Source organism: Pseudomonas sp. FSL R10-1350 (assembly GCF_009600525.1).
Lineage (GTDB): Bacteria > Pseudomonadota > Gammaproteobacteria > Pseudomonadales > Pseudomonadaceae > Aquipseudomonas > Aquipseudomonas helleri.
Genome location: NZ_WIVR01000002.1, coordinates 1 through 20,584, shown reverse-complemented (window position 1 = coordinate 20,584; position 20,584 = coordinate 1). Strand labels below are relative to the sequence as shown.

Here is a 20,584-nt window from a genome sequence, read left to right as displayed (position 1 = left end):
CATCGTGTTGCCCGTATCGCGAGCAAGCCCGCTCCCACAAAAAGGGTTATCTAGTCACTGACAGCTTCGCAAAACTTGCGAATCGCTTCGCAGGCGGCCAGCAACGACGCCTCATCCAGTGCATAGGCAATGCGGATGTAAGGCGCCAGGCCAAACGCGCTGCCCGGCACCACCGCCACATTGGCCTCGTCGAGCAGGGCATGAGCGACGTCTTCATCGGTGTGCAACACGCGCCCACCGGCAGACGTTCTGCCAAGCAGCCCCGCACAGTTGGCAAACACGTAAAACGCACCTGCCGGTGTGGCGCATTCCAGCCCGGGTGTCGTGTTCAACTGCTCGACCAGCAAATCCCGTCGGCCCTGAAACGCGGCCCGGCTCTGCCCGATGAAATCCTTAGGCCCCTCCAATGCTGCCAGCGCCGCCTGTTGCGACACAGAGCACGCTCCGGACGTCTGCTGGCCTTGGAGTTTTTCCATGGCCTCCAGCAACCAGCGTGGCCCTGTGGCAAAACCAATGCGCCAGCCGGTCATGGCGTAAGCCTTGGAAACACCATTCATGGTCAAGGTTCTGGCGGCCAGTCGAGGTTCAACCTGAGCCAAGGTGAAGAACGCCTGGTCATCGAATATCAAATGCTCGTAGATGTCGTCGGCCAGGATCAGCACATGCGGGTTGGCCAGCAGCACCTCGGCCAGCGCCTGGAGCTCCGCCGGGCTGTACACTGCGCCGGTCGGGTTGGACGGCGAGTTGAGGATGAACCAGCGGGTGTGCGGCGTGATTGCCGCAGCGAGCAAGTCCGGGGTCAATTTGAACTCGGCATCACAGGTGACAATACGGGTTTGGCCGCCGCACAACTGAACCATCTCCGGGTAACTGACCCAGTAGGGCGCCGGTACGATGACCTCGTCACCTTCATTCAAGGTGGCCGCCAGGGCGTTGTAGATCACTTGTTTGCCGCCGCTGCACACCAGGGTGTCGGCCCAGGTCACTTGCAGGCCGTTTTCACGGCGGAACTTGGCCGCAACGGCTTCGCGTAATGAACGCACGCCCGCCACCTGGGTGTAACGGGTATGGCCCGCCTCGATGGCCTGGATGGCAGCGGCGCGCACATGCGCCGGGGTGTCGAAGTCCGGCTCGCCTGCGCACAGCGAGATGATCGTCGCCCCTTGCGCCCGGCGTTCTGCCACGCGGTCCATGATCCGGTAAGTAGCCGAAGGTTGGGCGCTGGCCAGTCGCTGGTTCAGGCGCTGGATGTCAGTACTGAGGCTCATCCGTGCTTACTCTGCAAGTGGTGATAGCCCAGCGCCGCGCGGACGTCTTTCAAGGATTTGCCCTGAGCGATCTGCTGGCGGATTTCGGCTTCTACCGACTCGATCTGACGGGCGCACGCGGCAACTTCTGCGGCGCGGGCACGCGGCACGATGACCACGCCGTTGGCGTCGGCCACGACGATGTCACGGGCGCATACACGGGCGCTGCCGATGGACACGGGCTGATTCACCGACTGCACTTGCACGCGGTCTTTGCCGGTGCGCATAAAACGCCCTTTGCTGAACACCGGGTAGCCGTCATGCAAGGCTTTGCTGACATCCCGGCAAACCCCGTCGATGACCGTGGCGGCGATGGCCCGGCTGCCTGCGTACTGGGTCATGATGTCGCCCCAGACCGTGCAGTCGGTGCGCCCGCCGTTATCGATCACCACCACGTCGCCGGGGGCTACGTCATCAATAAAGTCGCCCACCGTCCCCGGCGGAACGCTGGCCGAAACGTATTGCACGGTGAATGCAGGCCCCACAACCACCTGGGTGTAGTTGGCCAGGGGGGCGATGCCCAGGCACTGGCCGGGCAAGCCGAGTTTGTCCAGGGCATCAGAGACGCCGGGGGTGTCCAGCCCTTCAAACAGGGCTACCAACTGCTGATCATTCATTGTGCGTGCTCCGCATTGATGGCATCGAACTGACTGTCGTGCATGACCTCGGCCACTGAACGGCCCGCGCGAATGGCATCGACCATGGCGTTTTGGCGGCGGGTGATGCGCTCGCCGATCGTCACAACCTGCTCAATGGCGGCTTGAGGTACAAACACCGTGCCGCAGTTGTCGGCGATCACGTAGTCGTCTTCACTGACCTCGACGCCTGCGACCGTGATCGTCACCGCCGAGTCGATCTGCACCACCCGGTTGCGTGCGCTGATCATGGTTACGCCACGGCCAAACACCGGGTAACCAATGGACGCGTTGCCGTCGATGTCACGGCTGAAGCCGTCAATCACCGTGCCGCGCACACGTTTGCTGACAGCGGCATTGGCCAGGGTGTCGCCCCAGCACGAGATGCCCTCAAGGCCTCCGGCGATCACCAGCACCCGGTCATCGCTGTCGATACGTTCAACCACCGGGGTGATCAGGTGCACGGTGGGCAGGTTGTCACCTTTGGGGCCGAGCAGCACGGTGCTGGCGCGGCCGACGATTTTGGGGCAGTTCCACAAGGGCCGCAGGCCAGCGGTGGCGCCTTTGAGGCCAAGGAAATCGAGGGCATCAGACACAGTGTTAGTGTCCAGCGCGGCCAAACGGTCAAGCAAGCAGGGGGGCTTCATGGGGGGAACCTCGGTGGTGACGAAGGCGCCCAGTGTCGAGGAGTGTGTTTGATAGGTATATTACGAATCAAATAAGCGTTAGATACGCCAAACCTATGGATAAACCATGATCAATTTCCGTCTGATCCGTCACCTCTGGTTGTTCCTCGCCGTGGCTGAAGAGCAAAACTTCGGCCGCGCCGCCAAGCGCCTGGGCATGTCGCAACCGCCCTTAAGCGAGCAGATTCAGGTGCTTGAGCAAGCGCTTAAGGTCAAGTTGTTTGATCGCTCCCGGCGCGGTGCAAAATTGACCCCCGTGGGCGCAGCGATCCTGCCGGCGGTACGTAAATTTGCCGAGCAACTGGAGCGTCTGGAATTGGCCGTTGAAGAAGCCGTGGCCGGGCAGTCGGGGGTTCTGACCATTGGGGCAATTTCTACGGCGATGTTCGATGTACTGCCGGGCTTGATTGAACAATTGAAAAACGACTACCCGCACCTGACCGTCTCGGTGCGTGAAATCGACAGTGTTGAAGCCGTTCCAGCCCTCGAAACGTCAGACATTGACCTGGCGTTTGCCCGTCTGGACGGTGACTTGGGCGCATCAATCAAGTCGTTGCCATTGCTCGAAGACCGACTGATGGTGGCGATGGCCGCGGATCACCCCTTGGCTTCGCGCAGTCGGATAAACCTGTCCAGCCTGGCCAATGAGTCGTTGGTGATGTTCTCGCGCAAAGTCAGCCCGGTGTATTTCGACAATCTGATCGCCACCTGCAAGGCCAGCGGTTTTTCGCCACGGGTGTTGCACGAAGTACGCTCGGTGGCGTCACAAATTGCCTTTGTCAGTTATGGGCAGGGCATTGCGCTGGTTCCGGCGTCCTTGAAAAAGCTGGCCCCGGCCAATGTGGTGTTTCGCCCGTTGAGCCAGAAGCTCAATGTGGTGACCACCGCGGTGGCCTGGAATGCCGAGCGTGCCAATCCGCTGATCGATGAAATCATTGCCAGGTTCCGCGACAAGGTATGAGTCCGGGTCTGTGGTTTTGATAGGTTTGGCCTATAAAAACCTAACGGAATAAGGAATGTACAGCCGCAGCAATTGCCCCGACATTGGCGCTTTGTTTTTTGTACCAGAGGTTTTACGTGCCAACCCTTGCCAGCTTTACCCACCACCAGTTGCCGCTCAGCGTTCAGGGCGTGCCGATGAATGTCGCCGCCATCCACCGCGAAGGCCATTTGGCCCCGATTGTGTTCCTGCATGGTTTTGGCTCGACCAAAGAAGACTATGCCGACATTGCCCTGCAGTCAGCGTTCGCCGGCCATCCATTCCTGGCCTTCGATGCCCCTGGGTGTGGTGAAACCCGCTGCGATGACCTGTCGCGGGTCAGCATTCCATTCCAGCTACAAACCGCCCTTCAGGTATTGGAACATTTCGGTATTGAGCGCTTTCACGTGGTCGGCCATTCCATGGGCGGGCTGAATGCGCTGTTACTGGCCCACCAGTACCCTGAGCGGGTGCTGAGCTTTGTCGATATCGAAGGCAATATTGCCCCCGAAGACTGTTTTCTCAGCCGCCAGATCGTGGATTACCCGGCCCAGGATCCGCAGGCGTTTTTCAATGCCTTTATCGAACGCACCCGCCAGGTACAGGCATTTGCCAGCGCGCTTTATTCAGCAAGCTTGCGCCACAAGGTACGAGCTGAGGCGGTGCGCGGGATATTCGAGTCGATAGTCGATTTGTCTGATAACGCCGACCTGATGGGCAAATTCCTCAGTCTGAGTTGCCCGCGTCTGTTTATGTATGGCGAACAGAACGCCTCGTTGTCGTACCTGTCATCCATTCAACGTGCGGGCGTGCAACTGGCGCAGATACCGGCCTGCGGACACTTCCCCATGTACTCCAATCCGACCGAAATGTGGCGCCGGATCGCCGAGTTCTACGCGCAGCATTCGTAAGCGCTTAACCTCTCAAGGCCTCTGCGGCTTTACCGACGTACCAAAGGTATTGCCCATGCGTACGCTGGTGGCTGCAGGGGTCGACAGCCCGATCTGATTCGGTTGGCGCTTTTCCACCGGCACCTGCTGGGCTTCGGTGTTTTTCTGTGCAGCTTTGTCGGCGTTCTGGCCCGTGCCCAACTGCTGGCTCAAACAGTCGTAGTCCGGCGAGCGGTAACCATCCACTTTCACTTCAGTGCAGCCTTTGGTCGCGTCTTCAGCGTGGGCTACCAGAGGCAACGCAGCACACAAAAAAACACCGGCGAGGGCGGGGAGCAATTTCATCGGGGCCTCCATGCGGGCCCGAGGAAAGAGGGCCGCTATCAGGGCGAAGTCTAGAGCAGGTTGTGTGACAGTCGTGCGATGTTTTTTTGCCATCACTGTAACGTCAGTTTCATAAACGCGCTTCAGGATGACGGTTTTCTAGGGCGCGCAAGCAGTGCAGCGAAGCGGAGCAAAGGGCGGGCGCAGGGCTTGGACTCACGCAGCAAGTTGCCTGGCATTGCTGTGGGCGTTGCTGTGGGCACCGCCTGCAATGACGGCAGAGACCACGCCGCTGCTGGAAATGGACCTGCCCGCGCAAAACCTTGAGCAAGCGTTGCAAGCGTTCAGCCAGGCCACCGGCATGGCCGTGCTGGTGGACCGGGAACTGACCCGCGGGCGGCGTTCAATCGGCGTGCATGGCCGTTACACCGCCCAGCAGGCATTGGGTGTGTTACTGACAGGAAGTGGTCTGATGGCTCGATACGCCAGCAGCGACGCGTTTACCTTGCAAGTGCCTGAAGTCAGTCGCCAGGTTGAGCCGCACGGCGCCAAGGGCAGGGCGGCTGCGGCGCGGATCAACAACAGCTACGCCGCAGCTTTGCAAACGGCCATTGAGCGCAGCTTGTGCGCTTCACCCCTGACCCGTCCCGGCACCTTTCGTGCGCTGGTGCAGGTATGGGTAAATCGTGAAGGTTTGATCGAACACAGCCGGCTGGTCAGCACCACCGGTGATGTACAACGCGATGAAGCATTGGTTCGCAGCCTGGGCGCCACCCGTGTCAATCGACCGGCTCCCAGTTCACTGCGCTCACCGGTGACTTTACTTTTGATGCCTGAAACCGCAGGAACACGCATGGAATGTACAGCAGGGAAAGGAGCCTCGGGGTCATGAAAAATTCCGGGCAGAGTACGATGGTCAGCTTGTTTCTGGCGTCTTACGAGGACTTCAAGGTGCGTTTGCGCAAGCGCCTGGGTTCTGAAGACCTGGCCAGCGATGTGCTGCACGAGACCTATTTGCGGGTAGACCGCATGGAGGTGCCGCCCAACCTGTTGCAACCCAACGCCTACCTGTACCGCATGGCCCTCAATATTGCGGCTGATCGCCGTCAGGCCGATGCGCGCCTGCTGACCGGAAGTGAAATCGAAGACCTGTTGCAACCCAGCGATGAAGCCCTTGACCCTTCACGGGTGGTGGGCGGTCAAAAAGAAATCCAGAGCCTGGTCAAAGCCCTCTATGCGCTGCCACCGCGCCAGCGCAAAATCCTCCTCGCGGCACGTGTCGAAGAAGCCCCGCACCTGGAAATTGCCAAGCGCTACGGTATCTCAACGCGCATGGTTGAAAAGGAAATCAAGGCGGCTTTAGGCTTTTGTGCGCAGCGCCTCGAAAGAAAAGTCATTCAGCGGTTCGGTCCCGGGGCCGGAAAACCGTCTTAAGTAATGAGTCCCTGATAATCCGTGAGAATTGACGCGCTTGAACATTTTTAGCTTCCCCGCTTCCCGGGATCGGTCAGACAGCCAGCTTCAGACAGAAGCCCGGGACTGGCTGATCCTGCTGACCTCCGGCCAGGCCACGGTTGCTGATGCCAAGGCCCTGAAAAACTGGTGCGCACAGAGCCCCGAGCACGCCCAGGCATTTGAACAGGCGAAGGTACTGTGGCAACAGATGGCGCCTGCCGCCGCCCAAGTCCAGCAGCCGCCACGGCATTTTGGCCGCCGTGCATTTCTGGGCGCGGCCATTGCTGCTTCGGCGGCGGTGGTCATGGTGCGGGTCGGTGTGCCGGGTGGTTTTGACGGGCTCACCGCTGACTACCGCACAGCGGTCGGAGAGCAGCGCGGGGTTGATCTGAGTGAAGGTGTTCGTCTTGAGCTCAACACCCAGACCCGCGTCAGTCAGCGCGACCAAGGCATCGAATTGCTGGAAGGCGAAGTGGAGGTGCTGGCCAACGCTGCTCAACCGCTCAAGGTACAGGCGGGCAAAGGCTGGCTGAGTGCTGCGCAAGCGCGTTTTAACGTACGCAACACTGACCACAGCGTCTGCGTGACGTGCCTGGACGGTTCCGTTGCGGTGCAGGTGAACGGGCGCAACCTGCGTCTGGACAGTGGCCGCCAACTGACCTACACCGCGACCCAAGTTGACGAGCCTGTGGCGGTTGATACCCAAGCGGTGACTGCCTGGCGCGAACAGGTATTGGTGTTCAACAACGCGACGCTGGCGCACATGGTCAACGAGATCAACCGCTACCGCCCCGGCATGCTGGTGTTGCTCAACACTGAACTGGGCAAACGGCGCGTGCAGGCACGCTTCAGCCTGCAACAACTGCCGGGTGTAGCCGTAATGATCCGCGATGCCTACGGCGCCAAATGCACCGAACTGCCGGGTGGCGTGGTGTTGTTGAGTTAATTCCTAGACCTTGAGGAGCTGCCGAGGCACGAAGACTGCGAACTTTTAAAATCTTCGGCAGTTCTTATCAAGCGCAAGCTAACTCATTGATTTTAAAAGATCTGTAGGAGCGAGCTTGCCTCGCGATCTTTTAATCTTGATTTAAGAGGCTCCGTTAAACCACGCTGGCCGATCGCAGCCTTCGTACCTCGTCAGCGACTACAGTCGCCTGTTTACTGCGCCATGCTTGGCGTAAACCAGAGCACCGTCTCGACGCCGAAGCAACATCGTTGTTTATGAACTTTCAATGACAATGGTTCAGTCCCGCCCTCTGCCAACTGCCTATCTCCTAAACGTGAAGCTCGCTTTCAAGCGAGAACCAATGAGGATGATTCCAGATGGTCCGTTGCAAACCACCGGTTAACCCGAAAGCTCAAGGCCCTGGCGGCCAACTCACCGTGCGCCTCAAGCCATTGGCCCATGCCATTGCCTTGCTGATGGTGGCGGGTACTGCCCACGGTGCCCCGGCGTTCAGCTCCGGCTGGTTTGCCGATAAGGGTGCGTCTCAGGCTGCAACCGCTGCGCGCAACAATGCTCAAATGCCGAAGATCCCGACGCTGAATCAGCAGGCCAAGGCCAATCAGCAGTTGCAACGGTCTTTGACCACGCTCAACACCAGTGTGGCGGCGATTGCTGCGCAGCAAGCCGCGCAGGCTGCCGGACGGCAAGCGGCGTTGGGGCAGGTGTCGAACATTCCGGACGGTCTGGGCAAAGGGGGGTTGCAGGTTGATAACAGCTTGACCCAAGGCTGGACCAACGCCAAAGGCCCGACGCAAACCCAGGCCGGTGGTAAAACCACCGTGACCATCGAACAGACCGCTGACAAGGCGATCCTCAACTGGGAAACCTTCAACGTCGGGCGCAATACCACGGTCGATTTCCAGCAGCAGTCAAACTGGGCCGCGCTGAACCGGGTCAACGATCCGAACGCCAAGCCCAGCGAGATTCAGGGCCAGATCAAGGGCGCCGGTACGGTCATGATCATGAACCGTAACGGCGTGGTGTTCAGCGGTACCAGCCAGGTCAACGTGCGCAGTCTGGTGGCCGGTGCCGCGAGCATCACGGATGACCAGTTCACCCAGCGCGGGATTTATGTCGATGTTGACGGCTCAAAACCGACGTTTACCGACGCCGCAGGCAAGGTTGAAGTACAGCGCGGCGCGGTGATTCAGACCCACGCCGCCACGCTGTCCACTGAGTCCGGTGGCTATGCCTTGCTGCTCGGCTCAGAGGTTGAAAACGCCGGCACCATCATCACCGCCAAGGGCCAGACCACCCTGGCCGCAGGCGACAGTTTTTATATCCGCCGTGGCGTCGGGACCTCGGGTAACCAGAACTCCACCACCCGTGGCAACGAAGTCGCGACCAGCCTCAAGGCGGGCAGCACGGCAGGCACGGTCGTTAACAATGGCCTGATCATGGCGTCGATGGGTGACGTGACGCTGACCGGGCACAAGGTCGAGCAAAACGGCGTGGCGCTGGCCAGTACCTCGGTGGACACGCGCGGCACGATCCACCTGCTGAACTCGGTCACCGATAAAACCGGCAGCGTGAGCCTGGGGCAGGGCAGTACCACCGCGATCCTGCTGGACGCCACGGGCAATACCGCGCTTAACAGTCAGCGTGACAGTGGCCTGATCAACCTTGATGGCCGCCCGAACGCGGTCAATATGCCCACCGGGCAGTTCAACCACCTCAGCACCCTCAGCGACCGTATTGATCAGTCCCGGGTCGAGATCGTCAGCGGCGGCACGGTGGAGTTCAAGGACGGCTCCATCACCTTGGCCACCGGCGGTCAGGTCGCCGTCACCGCGGCTCAGCGCAGCCTGGTGCGTGATGGCGCGATGATCGACGTGTCAGGCGCCGTGGGAGTCAAGGTGTCGATGGAATCCAACAACATCAAGATCAACGTGCAGGGTAACGAGCAGCGAGACGCGCCGGTCAACCGTGAAGGCGGCAAGCTGATCAACAACGATGTCTGGGTTGACCTGCGCGAACTGGTGTTTGTCCCGGCAGGCACCAACGGCTACGCGACGGATCGCTGGTACACCGCCGGTGGCTTGCTGGAAGTGGGCGGCTATCTCGGCACCCAAGGGCACACCGTGGGTGAGTGGATGGCTCAAGGCGGCACGCTGACCTTTACCGGCAACGAAGTGGTGACTGAAAAGAACGCCCAGTTCAACCTGTCGGGCGGCACGGTTGATGTGCAGGGCGGTTACATTCAACAGAGCTGGCTCAAAGGCCCGGACGGCCGCCTGTACGAATTGTCTAAGGCGCCGGGCGACATTTTGTATTCCGGCTTTTATAAAGGTTTTGAAGACACCAGCCAGCGCTGGGGCCGCACGGACTATTACTACAACCCGTTGATTGCTTCGCAGCGCCGCTACGAGGCCGGTTATACCGTGGGCAGTGACGCCGGCAAGCTGGTTATCGGCACCACCAGCGCCGTGCTTGAAGGCCAGTTGATCAGTGATGTGTTCCAGGGCGATCGCCAGATCAAAACCCCGATCATCAACATCGACGCTTATCAGCAGTCGCAGAAAGCTGCGGCGCAGCGGGCGCAGTTGATCATCGGCAGCTACACGCCGGTGTTCAACAAAAACACGGGCACTTTGCGCTTCGGCCTGAACCCGGTCACCGGCGAGATCGTGTTCGACACGGGCGTCGAAAAAATCGCCAACGGCCTGGACCTTTTGGCTGCCTTGCCGACTGAGCGTCAAGGCAAAATCATTCTCGACAGTGATCAGCTCAATGGCTTTGAGCTGAGCGCAATCAAAGGTTCTGCCAAGCAGCAAATCACGGTCAACAGCGCGCTAAAAGTGGCCGATGGCGGCGATATCACGCTGCTGACCCCACGGGCTGCCATCAATGCCAACCTGACCGCTCACGCAGGCAGCATCAATGCCGGCAACATTTTCCTGCAGGCCGACAGGGAGCGTGACATGGCGGTGGGGGATGTTTACCTGCGGCCAAGCAACGGCACACCGGCGTGGGTCAAGGTGGCTGACGGGGTCAAACTCGATGCGACCGGGCGCTGGAACAACCTCGCGCAGGACGCTGCGAACAACCCTGCCGCGGCCTGGATCAATGGTGGCAAGGTGTCACTGCGCACCACCGGCGACCTGGAACTGGCGCAAGGCAGTGTGATCGATGTGTCTTCCGGAGCCACCATTGGCCTGGACGGCAAGCTCATCGGCGGTAAGGGCGGCAGTGCAACCCTGGCGGCCATGCAGGCACTTGAGTTGGGCAGTGAGCTGCGCGCTTACGGAGTCACGGGCGGCGGCACCCTGGCGGTTCAGGCGCGCAAGGTGCAGATCGGCGACACCACCACGGCACCCGATGCCGACACCTTGCATGTGTCCGGTGACTTCTTCAAAAAAGGCTTCTCGGCCTACGACATCACCGGTAACGAAGGCCTGCTGGTCACCGACGGCACACACGTTGATGTTTCGATGCCGGTCTACCATCAGGGTGAACAGGCTGCGACCACGCCAACGGGCAGCGACCCGACCACCGCGCTGGAGCGCTGGACCCCGGCGCTGTACCAGGAAAACGCCCTCAAGGGTGTGTTGACCCAGCGCCGTGGCGCCAGCCTTAACTTGAATGCAGGCACCACCATCGCATCGGGCGCATTGGCTGCGAGCACTGCCCTGACGGTGGGCAAGGGCGCAGTGGTAAACGTTGATCCCGGCCAGGCGATTAACCTGCGCAGCATCGGCCAACTGACGGTCGATGGTACGCTCAACGCCTGGGGCGGCACTGTCAGCCTCGCGGGGCTGGCCAACAGCGAGTCCAATAAAGTTGACGCCATCGGCCATGGCCGTTCGATCTGGATCGGTGAGCACGCGGTCATTGACGTAGCCGCGCGTGCCGTGACGGGTGTTGACAGCCTTGGCCGTGTCTATGGTCAGGTCCGCAATGGCGGGCAGATCATTGTCGGCGGCGATGTCAATCCAGACACCGGCATCGCCAAGGCCAGCGATCTGTTTGTGGTGGTGCGCGAAGGCGCACGCCTGGATGCATCCGGTACTCAAGCCCTGTTGGACATACCGGGGCAGGGCCGCGTCAACGTGGCCAGCAATGGCGGTAACATTGCCTTCGCTTCCAATAATGGCCTGTACCTGGACGGCAGCTTCAACGCCAATGCAGGCGGTTCAGGTGCGGCAGGCGGGCGTCTATCGCTGGCCCTGGAAGCACCGTATTACCTGAAGGAGCACGTCACCAACCGAGTGTTGCCGGTGCGTGAACTGGTCTTGAGCCAGCAGCATAAAACCATTGCCTTGGCTGACAGCGCCGAGGCTGCAGCGGATACGTTGGTCTACGGCCACGGCGCACTGGGTGTAGATCAGGTCAAGGCAGGTGGTTTCGACAACCTGACGTTGCTGGTCCGGGGTGTGTTCAGCGTTGACGGTGATATTTCGCTGAGCCTGGGGCAAAGCCTGCACCTGTACACCGGTGGCGTCAGCCTGACACGCAACGCCAACCCGACGTCTCACGTTAACCTCAGTGCCCCGCATGTGGTCCTCAGCGGCCTGCTGGAACCGGATAAATCCGGCATGGAAGCCTGGACGCGGCCTTACATCGCTGACACGTCGCCGGGGTTTCGCAGCCAAGGCACGCTAATCGTTGATAGCGACCTGCTGGACATTCGCGATCGCGTTGGTTTCGGCGACACGCTGAGCTTTGATAACGTCCAGCTCAACAGCCGCGGCGACCTGCGCTTTCTCGCCGGGCGCGATGGCGGCGATACCTCCAGTGGCTTCAGTACCCAATTGCGTACGGCGGGGGACTTGACCCTGCGTGCCGCAAGAATCTACCCCGGCTCTGAAATCAACGCCCAAGTGTTGGTGGGCGACGTCAACATCATTAACAACCGGTTGGTTTTCGATCCGACCCGCTCCCTGACCATCGAAAAAGTCGGTGATGATCACGGTGTGGCTCCGGACTCGGTGTTCGGGCGTCTGCAACTGGGGGCTTATACCATCAAGCAAGGCGGCGTATTGCGTGCGCCGTTGGGGATGATTGAACTCGGTAACGTGGGCGACTCACGGGTTGAACTGTTGCCGGGCAGCCTGACGTCGGTCAGCGCCAAAGGCCTGGTACTGCCGTATGGCGGCACCGTGGATGATCAGGTTTATCGCTATAAGGGTAAAAACGTGGTCTTCGTCGGCCAGGGTGGCCTTGGGCTGACCGGCAGCGGCGAGCTAACGGTCGGGGTCATTTTGGGAGGTGCCAAGGCGACGGTATTGCCTGGTGCCACCCTGGATTTGTCCGGCGGCGGCGAGTTGTTGGGCGCAGGCTTTATTTCCGGACGCGGCGGTTCGACCGATGCACGTTTCAACCCGTTGGTGCAGTTTGGTGCCAACGGCGGCTTTACCTTGCCGGGCCTCGCGACCAACCCGGTCTACGCCATTGTCTCGGGCGTTCAAGCCGGCTATGCACCGGCCACGGGCGAAGCCGGCGCGAGCACGCCGCTGGTGGGCCAGCAAATCACTATCGGCGCAGGCGTGCCGGGCTTGCCCGCAGGCATCTACACCTTGATGCCGTCAACGTATGCCTTGAAACCGGGGGCTTTCCGGGTAGAGATCAACGGCCTCGCCGGGCAGGGCAGTGATGGCGCCACCACACTGATGCGCAACGGTTCTTGGTCAACGGCAGGGCAACTGTCGATTATCAATACAGGCATTCACAACAGCATTAACAGCCAGGTGATCCTGACCTCGGCCGACACCTTGCGCCGTTATTCGCAGTACAACGAAACCAGCTACGCCCAATTCGCCATGGCCGATGCGGCCAGGCTCGGTGTGCCACGGCCCATGCTGGAAGTGGATGCTAAAACCCTCAAGCTGGCGTTTACCGGCGGTGGCGGCAAAGACACCTTCACCTTCGACGGCATTGGCAAGTTTGAAGCGGCCAAAGGCGGTTACGGCGGCACCGTGGGCGTTATCAACCTGGGCGGCGCGACCCTCGAGAACCGCTATACCCAAATCGTCGATGCCAACAGCCCCCTGGAGGCTTTCGAAGGGCTGACGCTGACGGCACAAAGCCTTAACAATCTGAATGCCAAGCGCATTCTTATTGGCGGCTTGCCCCAAGTGGAATATGGCCGTAACGGTAATATCGTCAAGTTCCCTTATGGCGTGAACACTCCGGGCAACTCGGTGTTTCTGCGCAGCGGTGCGACCCTCTCGGCACCTGAAGTGATGATCGTGGCAGGCCCCGGCAGCATCGTGATCGAGCAGGGGGCTTCGATTACCACCCTGGGTCGCGGTGCCGCTGCCTATGACGCTCGCGACGGGTTTGTTTACGAGGGTGTGTCGAGCATGCTGGCCGTGTCCAATGGCCTGATCAATGTGCTGCCTTATGTCAACCGCACCGGCGACCCGACGGGCGATATCCAGATCGGTGTGTGCCCGAGCGGCAACTGTTCGGGCCAGACCACAATCTATTCCGAGGGCAGTATCGTCGCCGCCACCGATAAATCCCTGCAACTGGACGATGCCGTGCGTTATGGCACTCGCCACCTGACGCTGGCCTTGAGCAACATCAACGTCGGCAGCACAGCCGGGCTGGCGGATGCGGCCGCGCGCAAGGTGTTGCCAGCGGGCTTGACCCTTAACCAGCAAGTGCTCGAACGCTTGATGCGCGGTGACTACAGCACCGGTGCCCCGGCGCTGGAAACCCTGCAACTGTCGGCGGGCCAAGCGTTCAACTTCTATGGCAGCACGCTGCTGGACACCTACGACGCCCAGACCGGCAAGTCGTTGCTGAACAATCTGGTGCTGTCGACCCCGGCGATCTACGGTTTGGGCAATGCCGAAGATGTCGCGACCATCCATACCGCCAATCTGATCTGGCAAGGTGCCACGGGCGCACCGGGCGCGGTCATCACTGACGGCGCCGGGACCGGCAGCGGACGCCTGGATATCAACGCCGAGCGCATCGAGTTTGGTTATGGTCCGTTCGCCCAGCCCAGCAGCAACACCGTGTTTGACCGTCTGGTGCTGGGTTTTGCCAACGTCAACCTGAATGCCAGCGATCGCATCACCGCCAATTACAAAGGCAGCCTGTCGGTGTACCAACGCCAGGGCGCGTATGACCCGGTCACAGGCTTTGCTTATAGCGGCGGCAATCTCAACATCGTGACGCCATTAATGACCGGTGAAGGTGGTTCACTGAACCGCATTACCGCGGGCGGTGCGATTGATATCTCTTCATATGGCGGCCCTCGTGGCGCGGTCAACGGCTACGGTGGCGAGCTCTCCTTCAAGGGCGACACCCTTCGCCTGGCCTCGGCGGTGGTGCTGCCGAGCGGCAAAGTCACGCTGGACGCCACAGGCGATGTGGTGTTGACCGATGAATCGTTGATCGACGTGGCCGGTCGTGCCGTGGTGTTCAACGACATCACTAAATACGGCGCAGGCGGCAATGTATTGCTCGACAGCCGTCACGGTAATATCCGCCAGGCGGCGGGCTCGACCATCGACCTGTCAGCCAAACACAACCAGGGTGGCAAACTGCGCGCCGTGGCGCTTGACGCGGCGGGCGGTATGGTGGATCTGCAAGGCAAGATCCTGGGCGGCAACAGCGGTTACTACAATGCCGGTGGCACCCTTGTGCCGTATCAGGGCAGCAGCGTCGAAGTCCAGGCTCAGCGCCTGGGTGCCACAGGCTCGCTGGATCAGCAGTTTGCAGCGCTCAACCAGCGCCTCAATGACGGCGAAGTCTTCGGCGCCCGCAGCTTCCAGCTCAAGCAGGGTGACCTGACCATCGGTAACGGCCTCAAAGCCAATACTATCAACGTCTCGGTCGACAACGGCACGCTGCGTGTCACAGGCCTGGTGGACGCCAGCGGTGAACGCGTGGGCAGCATCAACCTTGCCGGTAAAAAAGGCCTGACACTGGATGGCAGCGCGGTACTCGATGCCCACGGCAGCCAGGTGCGTGTCGACAGCTACGGCAAAATCATCGATTCACCGAACCGGGCGATGGTGGTGCTGGGTTCCGGCACCGGACAACTGACCCTGGCGGACGGCGTGCGCATCGACCTGCGTCACGGCACTGCGGGCACGCGGGGCAATGACGGGCGCAACCGCGGCACCCTGGAAATGAACGCGCCGCGCCTGAACAACAACGACATCGCCATTGATGCCAGCGGGCGTCTGGACATTAAAGGTGCGCGGGCAATCACCCTAAACGGCATGGCGACCTACGACGACGCCCCCGTGATGACCGATCCGACCGCCAGCGGCAGGCCGTATCAGGTGATTGATCAGGCGTATCTGGATGGCAAGCACGCCTTGAGCACGGCGTTTATCAATGCCGCGTTGCAAAACAGCAACCTACTGAACAACAAGCTGGCCGGGTTGAACAACGCCACCTACGCCGACGCTTTCCACCTGCGTCCGGGCGTGGAAATCATCAGCAACACCGCGAATGGCGATCTGGTGGTGCAGGGCGATGTCGACCTGTCCGGCTATCGCTACGCCAGTCTCAACCGCAACAGCCAGAAAACCTCGGTGTACGGCTCGGGTGAGTCCGGCAGCCTGACCTTGCGTGCCGGGGGCGACCTGAGCATCTACGGCAGCATCAACGATGGCTTCGCGCCACCGCCGGAAACAATGGATGACAACGGCTGGGTGTTGTTGAAAGGTCGAGACTTTACCAGCGGCGACACCATCGTGCCGGGCAATGGCGTGGTTCTGGCGGATGGCACCACCTACATGGCCGGCTCGGTACTGAACTACGATTTGCCGATCAAAGCCATGACCGTGGAGGCCGGTACGCGTTTGCCTGCGCGGGCAACATTGGCACAAGCGCTGACCTTGCCTGCCGGCACCGTGTTGGCGGCTGCGGTACTCGACGCTTCGGGTAACACGCTGCTGGCAGCAGGCACCTTGCTGAACCAGCCGTACACCTTGCAAGCCGGTACTCAACTGGAAGCCGGGACCTTGTTGGGTCAGTCCGCTTCGCTGCGCGCCATGGTCTGGCCAAAAGGCGTGCCATTGCCTGGCATGGCACGGCCCCTGAATACGATTGAAAATACTGTCACCCTGGATGGCGATATTACCTTGGCGCGCGGTGCGCTGATTCCGGTGGGCACCAACGTCAAGCTGGTGGGCGACGTGGATTCGATTCAGTTGCGCCCTGAAGTGGCCGGGCGTCAGGGTAAAGTCTGGGCCATTGCACCGATGCTGGCCGAGGGCTCGCAGTCGTGGTCGTTGCGTCTGGTTGCCGGGGCGGACACCGAAGCGGCCGACAGCCGACTGCTTCAGCCGCACCCGAGCACCGGTACATTGCGTTTGGCCGACAGCCACTACGGCATGTTCGCCAAAGAGTTGCCACCTAAAGGCGTGCTGGTCTGGACCGCCTACGCGGTCAATGATCTTGGTGATGCCGGGGTTGTGGTCAAGGAAGGTGATCCGATTGATCAATCGGTTCTGGATGAGTTTGGTCTGGGCACGATTGCCGAGTTTTGCAGCAACTTTGCGGAATATTGCCAGGCCAAAACCACCTATGTGTGGACCGAGTACGCCGCGGCTGACCTTGAGAGCATCGGTATCATCGTTGAGGTGGGCGGCGTGATCGATGACCAGTTCCTGGCGGACCTGGGGGTTGAAGGCGGCGCGTCTAAATTCTGTGTGGATTCACCGGACTATTGCTTGTCCAAGAGCCCCAAGGAATATGCACCGTTGCCCACCAGTTCGAGCTTCAGCGTCGTGCGTACTGGCACCGGCGACCTGCAATTGCTCAGCGGTGGCAACCTGAGTGTGGACTCGTCTTACGGCGTGTACACGGCGGGCACTTCATCTACCAGCACTTACGCGGGCGACCCTTTCAATCAGCCACGGGCGTTGCTGGGCGGCAGCACTGTGCTCAAGGAAAACCCCAGCTACTTCGAACAGTTCGTCAACGGTGGCAGCGAAAGCCTGTACCGCGCCTGGTACCCCGAGGCGGGCGGTAACCTGACGCTGAACGTCAATGGCAACCTCACCGGCAACCTCGACAACGGCGGGCGCTATAGCCAGTTCAGACCCAACCCCGATGACTACGGCAACAACCGGGCGGATGTAGGTAACTGGCTCTGGCGTCAGGGCAGCGGCGACGTGGCCACGGGCGGGCAGGCGCAGCCGACGGCCTGGTGGATCAACTTTGGTACGTACACCAACATCATTTCTGACAACCTGATTGGCTTCACCGGCTTCGGTACATTGGGTGGCGGTGACCTGGACGTGACCGTAGGGGGCGACGCGGGCTCCTTGAAGGCACCGACACCTACGCCCGATGGCAATAACAAACGCACCCAAGGCCTGGTGCTGGCCGTTGGCAGCACGGGCCGGGTGAGCAGCGATGGCAGCTTGCAACTCACCGGTGGCGGCGACCTGCGTCTGCAAGTCAGCGGTGCGCTTAACCCTCAGGCTCTCATCGAAACGCTCGGCAATCGTGACGGTGTGCTGGTCAACACGCGAGGCAATGTGCAAGTGCAGGCCGGCAGTATCGGGCGCATCGACACTGTCTACGGCACTTCGGCCCAGGTGCCGGGTGATGTACGTGCAGCAGAACCGTTGCGCGCCAGCCGCAGCAAACCGCAAGGCGGGATAACCCTGGTGGCAGGCGATGCCACGTTCAGCCTGCACACCTTGGGCGACCTGGTGGTACAAACGGTTGAGGATGCAGGGCGTGTGACGCAGTACAACCGATCGGCCTTCAGCCGTGATGGTCTCAATGGCGGCTCCAGCAGCTGGTTTACCTTGTGGACGCCTGAAACGGCCGTCGACCTGTATGCCGAAGGGGGCAACCTGACGCCGTTCATGGTGGGCTCGAACACCGACATGGCGGTGGTGTATCCATCGATCCTCAGGGCGACCGCCGCCAGTGGCAGTTTTTACTACGGCAAGGCCGGCACCACCCGTGATTACGCGAGCTACACCTACCCGCTGCTCCTGGCTCCGGGCAAAAACGGGCAGTTGCAGTTCCTTGCGCAGGACTCGATTTACGCCGGTGGCTTTAGCGTTACCCAATCCAGTACAGCGCTCAGCAGCATCGCTACCCCGTGGAATCCGGCCTTTTTTGCCACACTTGGGCGGCAGAACTACAGCAACCTGTCACAAACCGGCAACTACGGCACTTACGGCAATGGCGGGCTGTCACTGTTTACGTTTGGTCCGGGTACAGCCTCTGAAGCGTTGAGCAATAGCGCTGATCCTGCGCGCTTCTATGCAGTGAAGGGTGACCTTGTGGGCGTCAACAGCGGCCGGATCATTGCGTACCAAAACGCCAATGTGGCCCATGTCGGTGAGACCTGGTACGAAGGCAGTCGCCCGGTGTGGATGATGGCAGGGCGCGATATTGTCAGCAGCGGTGCCAACCCGGGTGACAATGGCGAGATTTATCCGGGCGTGATCACCACGGGTAACCTGTTCGTTCATAACAACGCGACCGACATCTCCATCGTCTCGGCCGGGCGCGACATCATTTACAGCAGCTTCAACATTGCCGGCCCGGGCGGGCTGGAGATCACCGCCGGGCGCAGCATCGTCATGGACGACAAGGTCAGCGTGACCAGCATCGGGCCGATCATTGCCGGTGATTTGCGTCAAGGTGCGAGCATTGCAATGCAGGCCGGTACGGGCGCCAACGGTGTGGACTACCAGCGTTTTGTCGAGGCTTACCTCAATCCGGCTAACCAATTGGCTGCGGGTGAACCGTTGTCAGTGTCGGGCGGTAAAGTGGCCAAGACCTACGAGAAAGAGCTGGTGGCATGGTTGGCTGAACGCTTTGGTTTTGCCGGTGACAGCGAGCAGGCAGTGGCTTACTTCAACCAATTGCCAGGCGAGCAGCAGCGCGTATTTGCCCGCGAGGTGTATTTTGCCGAGCTGCAGGCAGGCGGTCGCGAGTACAACCAGGCCGGTGGCGTTCGTGAAGGCAGCTATGCCCGTGGCCGGGCTGCGATTGCGGCGCTGTTCCCGGAGAAGGACGTGGCGGGTAACCCAATCGCTTATCAGGGTGACATCCGCATGTTTGGCGGCTCCGGGGTTCACACTGACTTCGGTGGCACCATCCAGATGCTCACCCCGGGCGGCAGCCAGACGTTTGGAATCGAGGGTGTCGCACCGCCAGCTTCGGCGGGCGTCATCACCCAGGGCGCGGGCAATATCCAGCTGTACTCTCAGGGCAGCATCCTGCTGGGCCAAAGCCGGATAATGACCACCTTTGGGGGGGCGATCATGGGCTGGTCCGCCGAAGGTGACATCAACGCCGGCCGGGGCTCGAAAACCACCGTGGTTTACACACCGCCGAAACGCACCTATGACAACTGGGGCAACGTCGCCCTGTCGCCTTCGGTGCCAAGTACCGGTGCGGGTATTGCCACGCTCAACCCGATCCCGGAAGTCCCGGCAGGCGACATCGACCTGATTGCACCCTTGGGCACCATTGACGCGGGCGAGGCGGGGATTCGCGTGTCGGGCAACATCAACATCGCCGCCTTGCGTGTCGTCAACGCGGCGAACATCCAGACCCAGGGCAAATCGTCCGGGGTGCCGGTGTCGGCAACCGTCAACACCGGAGCCTTGTCTTCTGCCAGTTCGGCGGGCGCGGCAGCGTCCCAGGCAGCCGACAACGCCGCGCGCAACCAGCAAGCGGCGGCGCGCCAGCAACGTGCATCAATCGTCACCGTTGAAGTCTTGAGCTTTGGCAGTGAGCCGGTGCAACACGGGCCGGAACAAACCCGGGCGCAGCCCGGTTACAACCCCAACAGCCCAGTGCAGGTGCTGGGCGCCGGGCCACTGAGTGAACAGGCACGTGCGAGCTTGACCGACGAGGAGCGGGGTCAGATCAGCCTGTAACCGCAGCACATTTTTGTAGTTCGACCTTGGGGTGATCATTGATCACCCCTTTTTTTGGGCACCTCATTTCGCTGTAGGAGCGAGCTTGTCTCGCGATCTTTTAACGATCAAAAGATCGCGAGACAAGCTCGCTCTTATCAAATATAAAATAAGTGATTGATTTTAAAGGCTTTGTAGGAGCGAGCTTGCTCGCGATCTTTTGATCTAGATCTTGCTTTTGATCTTGATCTAAAAGGCCCCATTAAACCACGCTGGCCGAACGCAGGTTTTGCGCAGTGGGTAACCCGGCAGGACGCCGGGTTAGCCGCGACACGGCCATGGATGGCCGATCGCGGCGGGCCTACGGAGCAAGGCCTGTGGTGAGGGCATGCCGAGCCAAAGCGAGGCACCGAGGGGTAGGGGCAAAAGCGTTTTGGTTACTTTGCCGCTTTTGCAAAGTGACGCGGCGTAAGGCCGGAACCCTAAGTGGCCGTTG

Annotated in this window: 10 protein-coding genes; 6 read left to right on the top strand and 4 right to left on the bottom strand. The window is 60.7% G+C overall.

Annotation, left to right across the window (positions count from 1 at the left end; all coding sequences use genetic code 11):
* Positions 1–50: 50 nt before the first annotated feature.
* Genes GHO25_RS01195 through GHO25_RS01185 form a run of 3 tightly spaced genes read right to left on the bottom strand, consistent with a single transcriptional unit; the run spans position 51 to position 2,589 of the window.
* Positions 51–1,268 carry a pyridoxal phosphate-dependent aminotransferase gene (locus tag GHO25_RS01195; RefSeq protein ID WP_153389634.1) on the bottom strand — a complete coding sequence of 406 codons (1,218 nt, stop codon included), beginning with the start codon at positions 1,266–1,268 and terminating at the stop codon, positions 51–53.
* The gene (locus GHO25_RS01190; RefSeq protein WP_153389633.1) at positions 1,265–1,924 is read right to left on the bottom strand and encodes an RraA family protein; all 660 of its coding nucleotides are present in this window, start codon (positions 1,922–1,924) and stop codon (positions 1,265–1,267) included. The genes GHO25_RS01195 and GHO25_RS01190 overlap by 4 nt, the downstream gene beginning before the upstream one ends.
* On the bottom strand, positions 1,921–2,589 hold the full coding sequence (locus GHO25_RS01185; RefSeq protein WP_153389632.1) for an RraA family protein: 669 nt from the start codon (positions 2,587–2,589) through the stop codon (positions 1,921–1,923). Before GHO25_RS01185 ends, GHO25_RS01190 begins: the two co-directional genes overlap by 4 nt.
* Positions 2,590–2,695: 106 nt before the next feature.
* Here GHO25_RS01185 and GHO25_RS01180 point away from each other — a divergent pair, with 106 nt between their 5' ends.
* Together GHO25_RS01180 and GHO25_RS01175 are read left to right on the top strand one after the other, a co-directional pair.
* A complete protein-coding gene (locus tag GHO25_RS01180; protein WP_153389631.1) occupies positions 2,696–3,589 on the top strand; it encodes a LysR family transcriptional regulator in 894 nt (297 codons plus the stop codon).
* A 176-nt stretch (positions 3,590–3,765) separates the two neighbouring features.
* Entirely contained in the window at positions 3,766–4,518 is a 753-nt protein-coding gene (locus GHO25_RS01175) for an alpha/beta fold hydrolase (RefSeq protein WP_153389744.1), read from the top strand.
* A 12-nt stretch (positions 4,519–4,530) separates the two neighbouring features.
* Here the strand turns inward: GHO25_RS01175 and GHO25_RS01170 are convergent, their stop codons facing one another.
* Complete coding sequence (locus tag GHO25_RS01170; protein WP_153326356.1) at positions 4,531–4,842, bottom strand: hypothetical protein; 312 nt, start codon at positions 4,840–4,842, stop codon at positions 4,531–4,533.
* 250 nt (positions 4,843–5,092) lie between these two features.
* On the opposite strand from GHO25_RS01170, the gene GHO25_RS01165 reads away from it, so the two are divergent.
* From GHO25_RS01165 to GHO25_RS01150, 4 genes are all read left to right on the top strand, one after another.
* The gene (locus GHO25_RS01165; RefSeq protein ID WP_153389630.1) at positions 5,093–5,713 is read left to right on the top strand and encodes an STN domain-containing protein; all 621 of its coding nucleotides are present in this window, start codon (positions 5,093–5,095) and stop codon (positions 5,711–5,713) included.
* Complete coding sequence (locus tag GHO25_RS01160) at positions 5,710–6,255, top strand: RNA polymerase sigma factor (protein ID WP_153332553.1); 546 nt, start codon at positions 5,710–5,712, stop codon at positions 6,253–6,255. The genes GHO25_RS01165 and GHO25_RS01160 overlap by 4 nt, the downstream gene beginning before the upstream one ends.
* A gap of 37 nt (positions 6,256–6,292) precedes the next feature.
* Positions 6,293–7,222: a FecR domain-containing protein gene (locus tag GHO25_RS01155; protein WP_153389629.1), complete on the top strand. Its 930-nt coding sequence runs from the start codon at positions 6,293–6,295 to the stop codon at positions 7,220–7,222.
* A gap of 377 nt (positions 7,223–7,599) precedes the next feature.
* Complete coding sequence (locus GHO25_RS01150; RefSeq protein WP_153389628.1) at positions 7,600–20,109, top strand: filamentous haemagglutinin family protein; 12,510 nt, start codon at positions 7,600–7,602, stop codon at positions 20,107–20,109.
* The last annotated feature ends 475 nt before the right edge of the window (positions 20,110–20,584 follow it).

Excerpts from the sequence above, each read along its gene's own strand:
- GHO25_RS01150 (WP_153389628.1), top strand. The coding sequence starts at position 7,600 with ATGGTCCGTTGCAAACCACCGGTTAACCCGAAAGCTCAAGGCCCTGGC.
- GHO25_RS01185 (WP_153389632.1), bottom strand. The coding sequence starts at position 2,589 with ATGAAGCCCCCCTGCTTGCTTGACCGTTTGGCCGCGCTGGACACTAAC.
- GHO25_RS01165 (WP_153389630.1), top strand. The coding sequence starts at position 5,093 with ATGACGGCAGAGACCACGCCGCTGCTGGAAATGGACCTGCCCGCGCAA.
- GHO25_RS01170 (WP_153326356.1), bottom strand. The coding sequence starts at position 4,842 with ATGAAATTGCTCCCCGCCCTCGCCGGTGTTTTTTTGTGTGCTGCGTTG.
- GHO25_RS01160 (WP_153332553.1), top strand. The coding sequence starts at position 5,710 with ATGAAAAATTCCGGGCAGAGTACGATGGTCAGCTTGTTTCTGGCGTCT.
- GHO25_RS01180 (WP_153389631.1), top strand. The coding sequence starts at position 2,696 with ATGATCAATTTCCGTCTGATCCGTCACCTCTGGTTGTTCCTCGCCGTG.
- GHO25_RS01175 (WP_153389744.1), top strand. The coding sequence starts at position 3,766 with ATGAATGTCGCCGCCATCCACCGCGAAGGCCATTTGGCCCCGATTGTG.
- GHO25_RS01190 (WP_153389633.1), bottom strand. The coding sequence starts at position 1,924 with ATGAATGATCAGCAGTTGGTAGCCCTGTTTGAAGGGCTGGACACCCCC.
- GHO25_RS01195 (WP_153389634.1), bottom strand. The coding sequence starts at position 1,268 with ATGAGCCTCAGTACTGACATCCAGCGCCTGAACCAGCGACTGGCCAGC.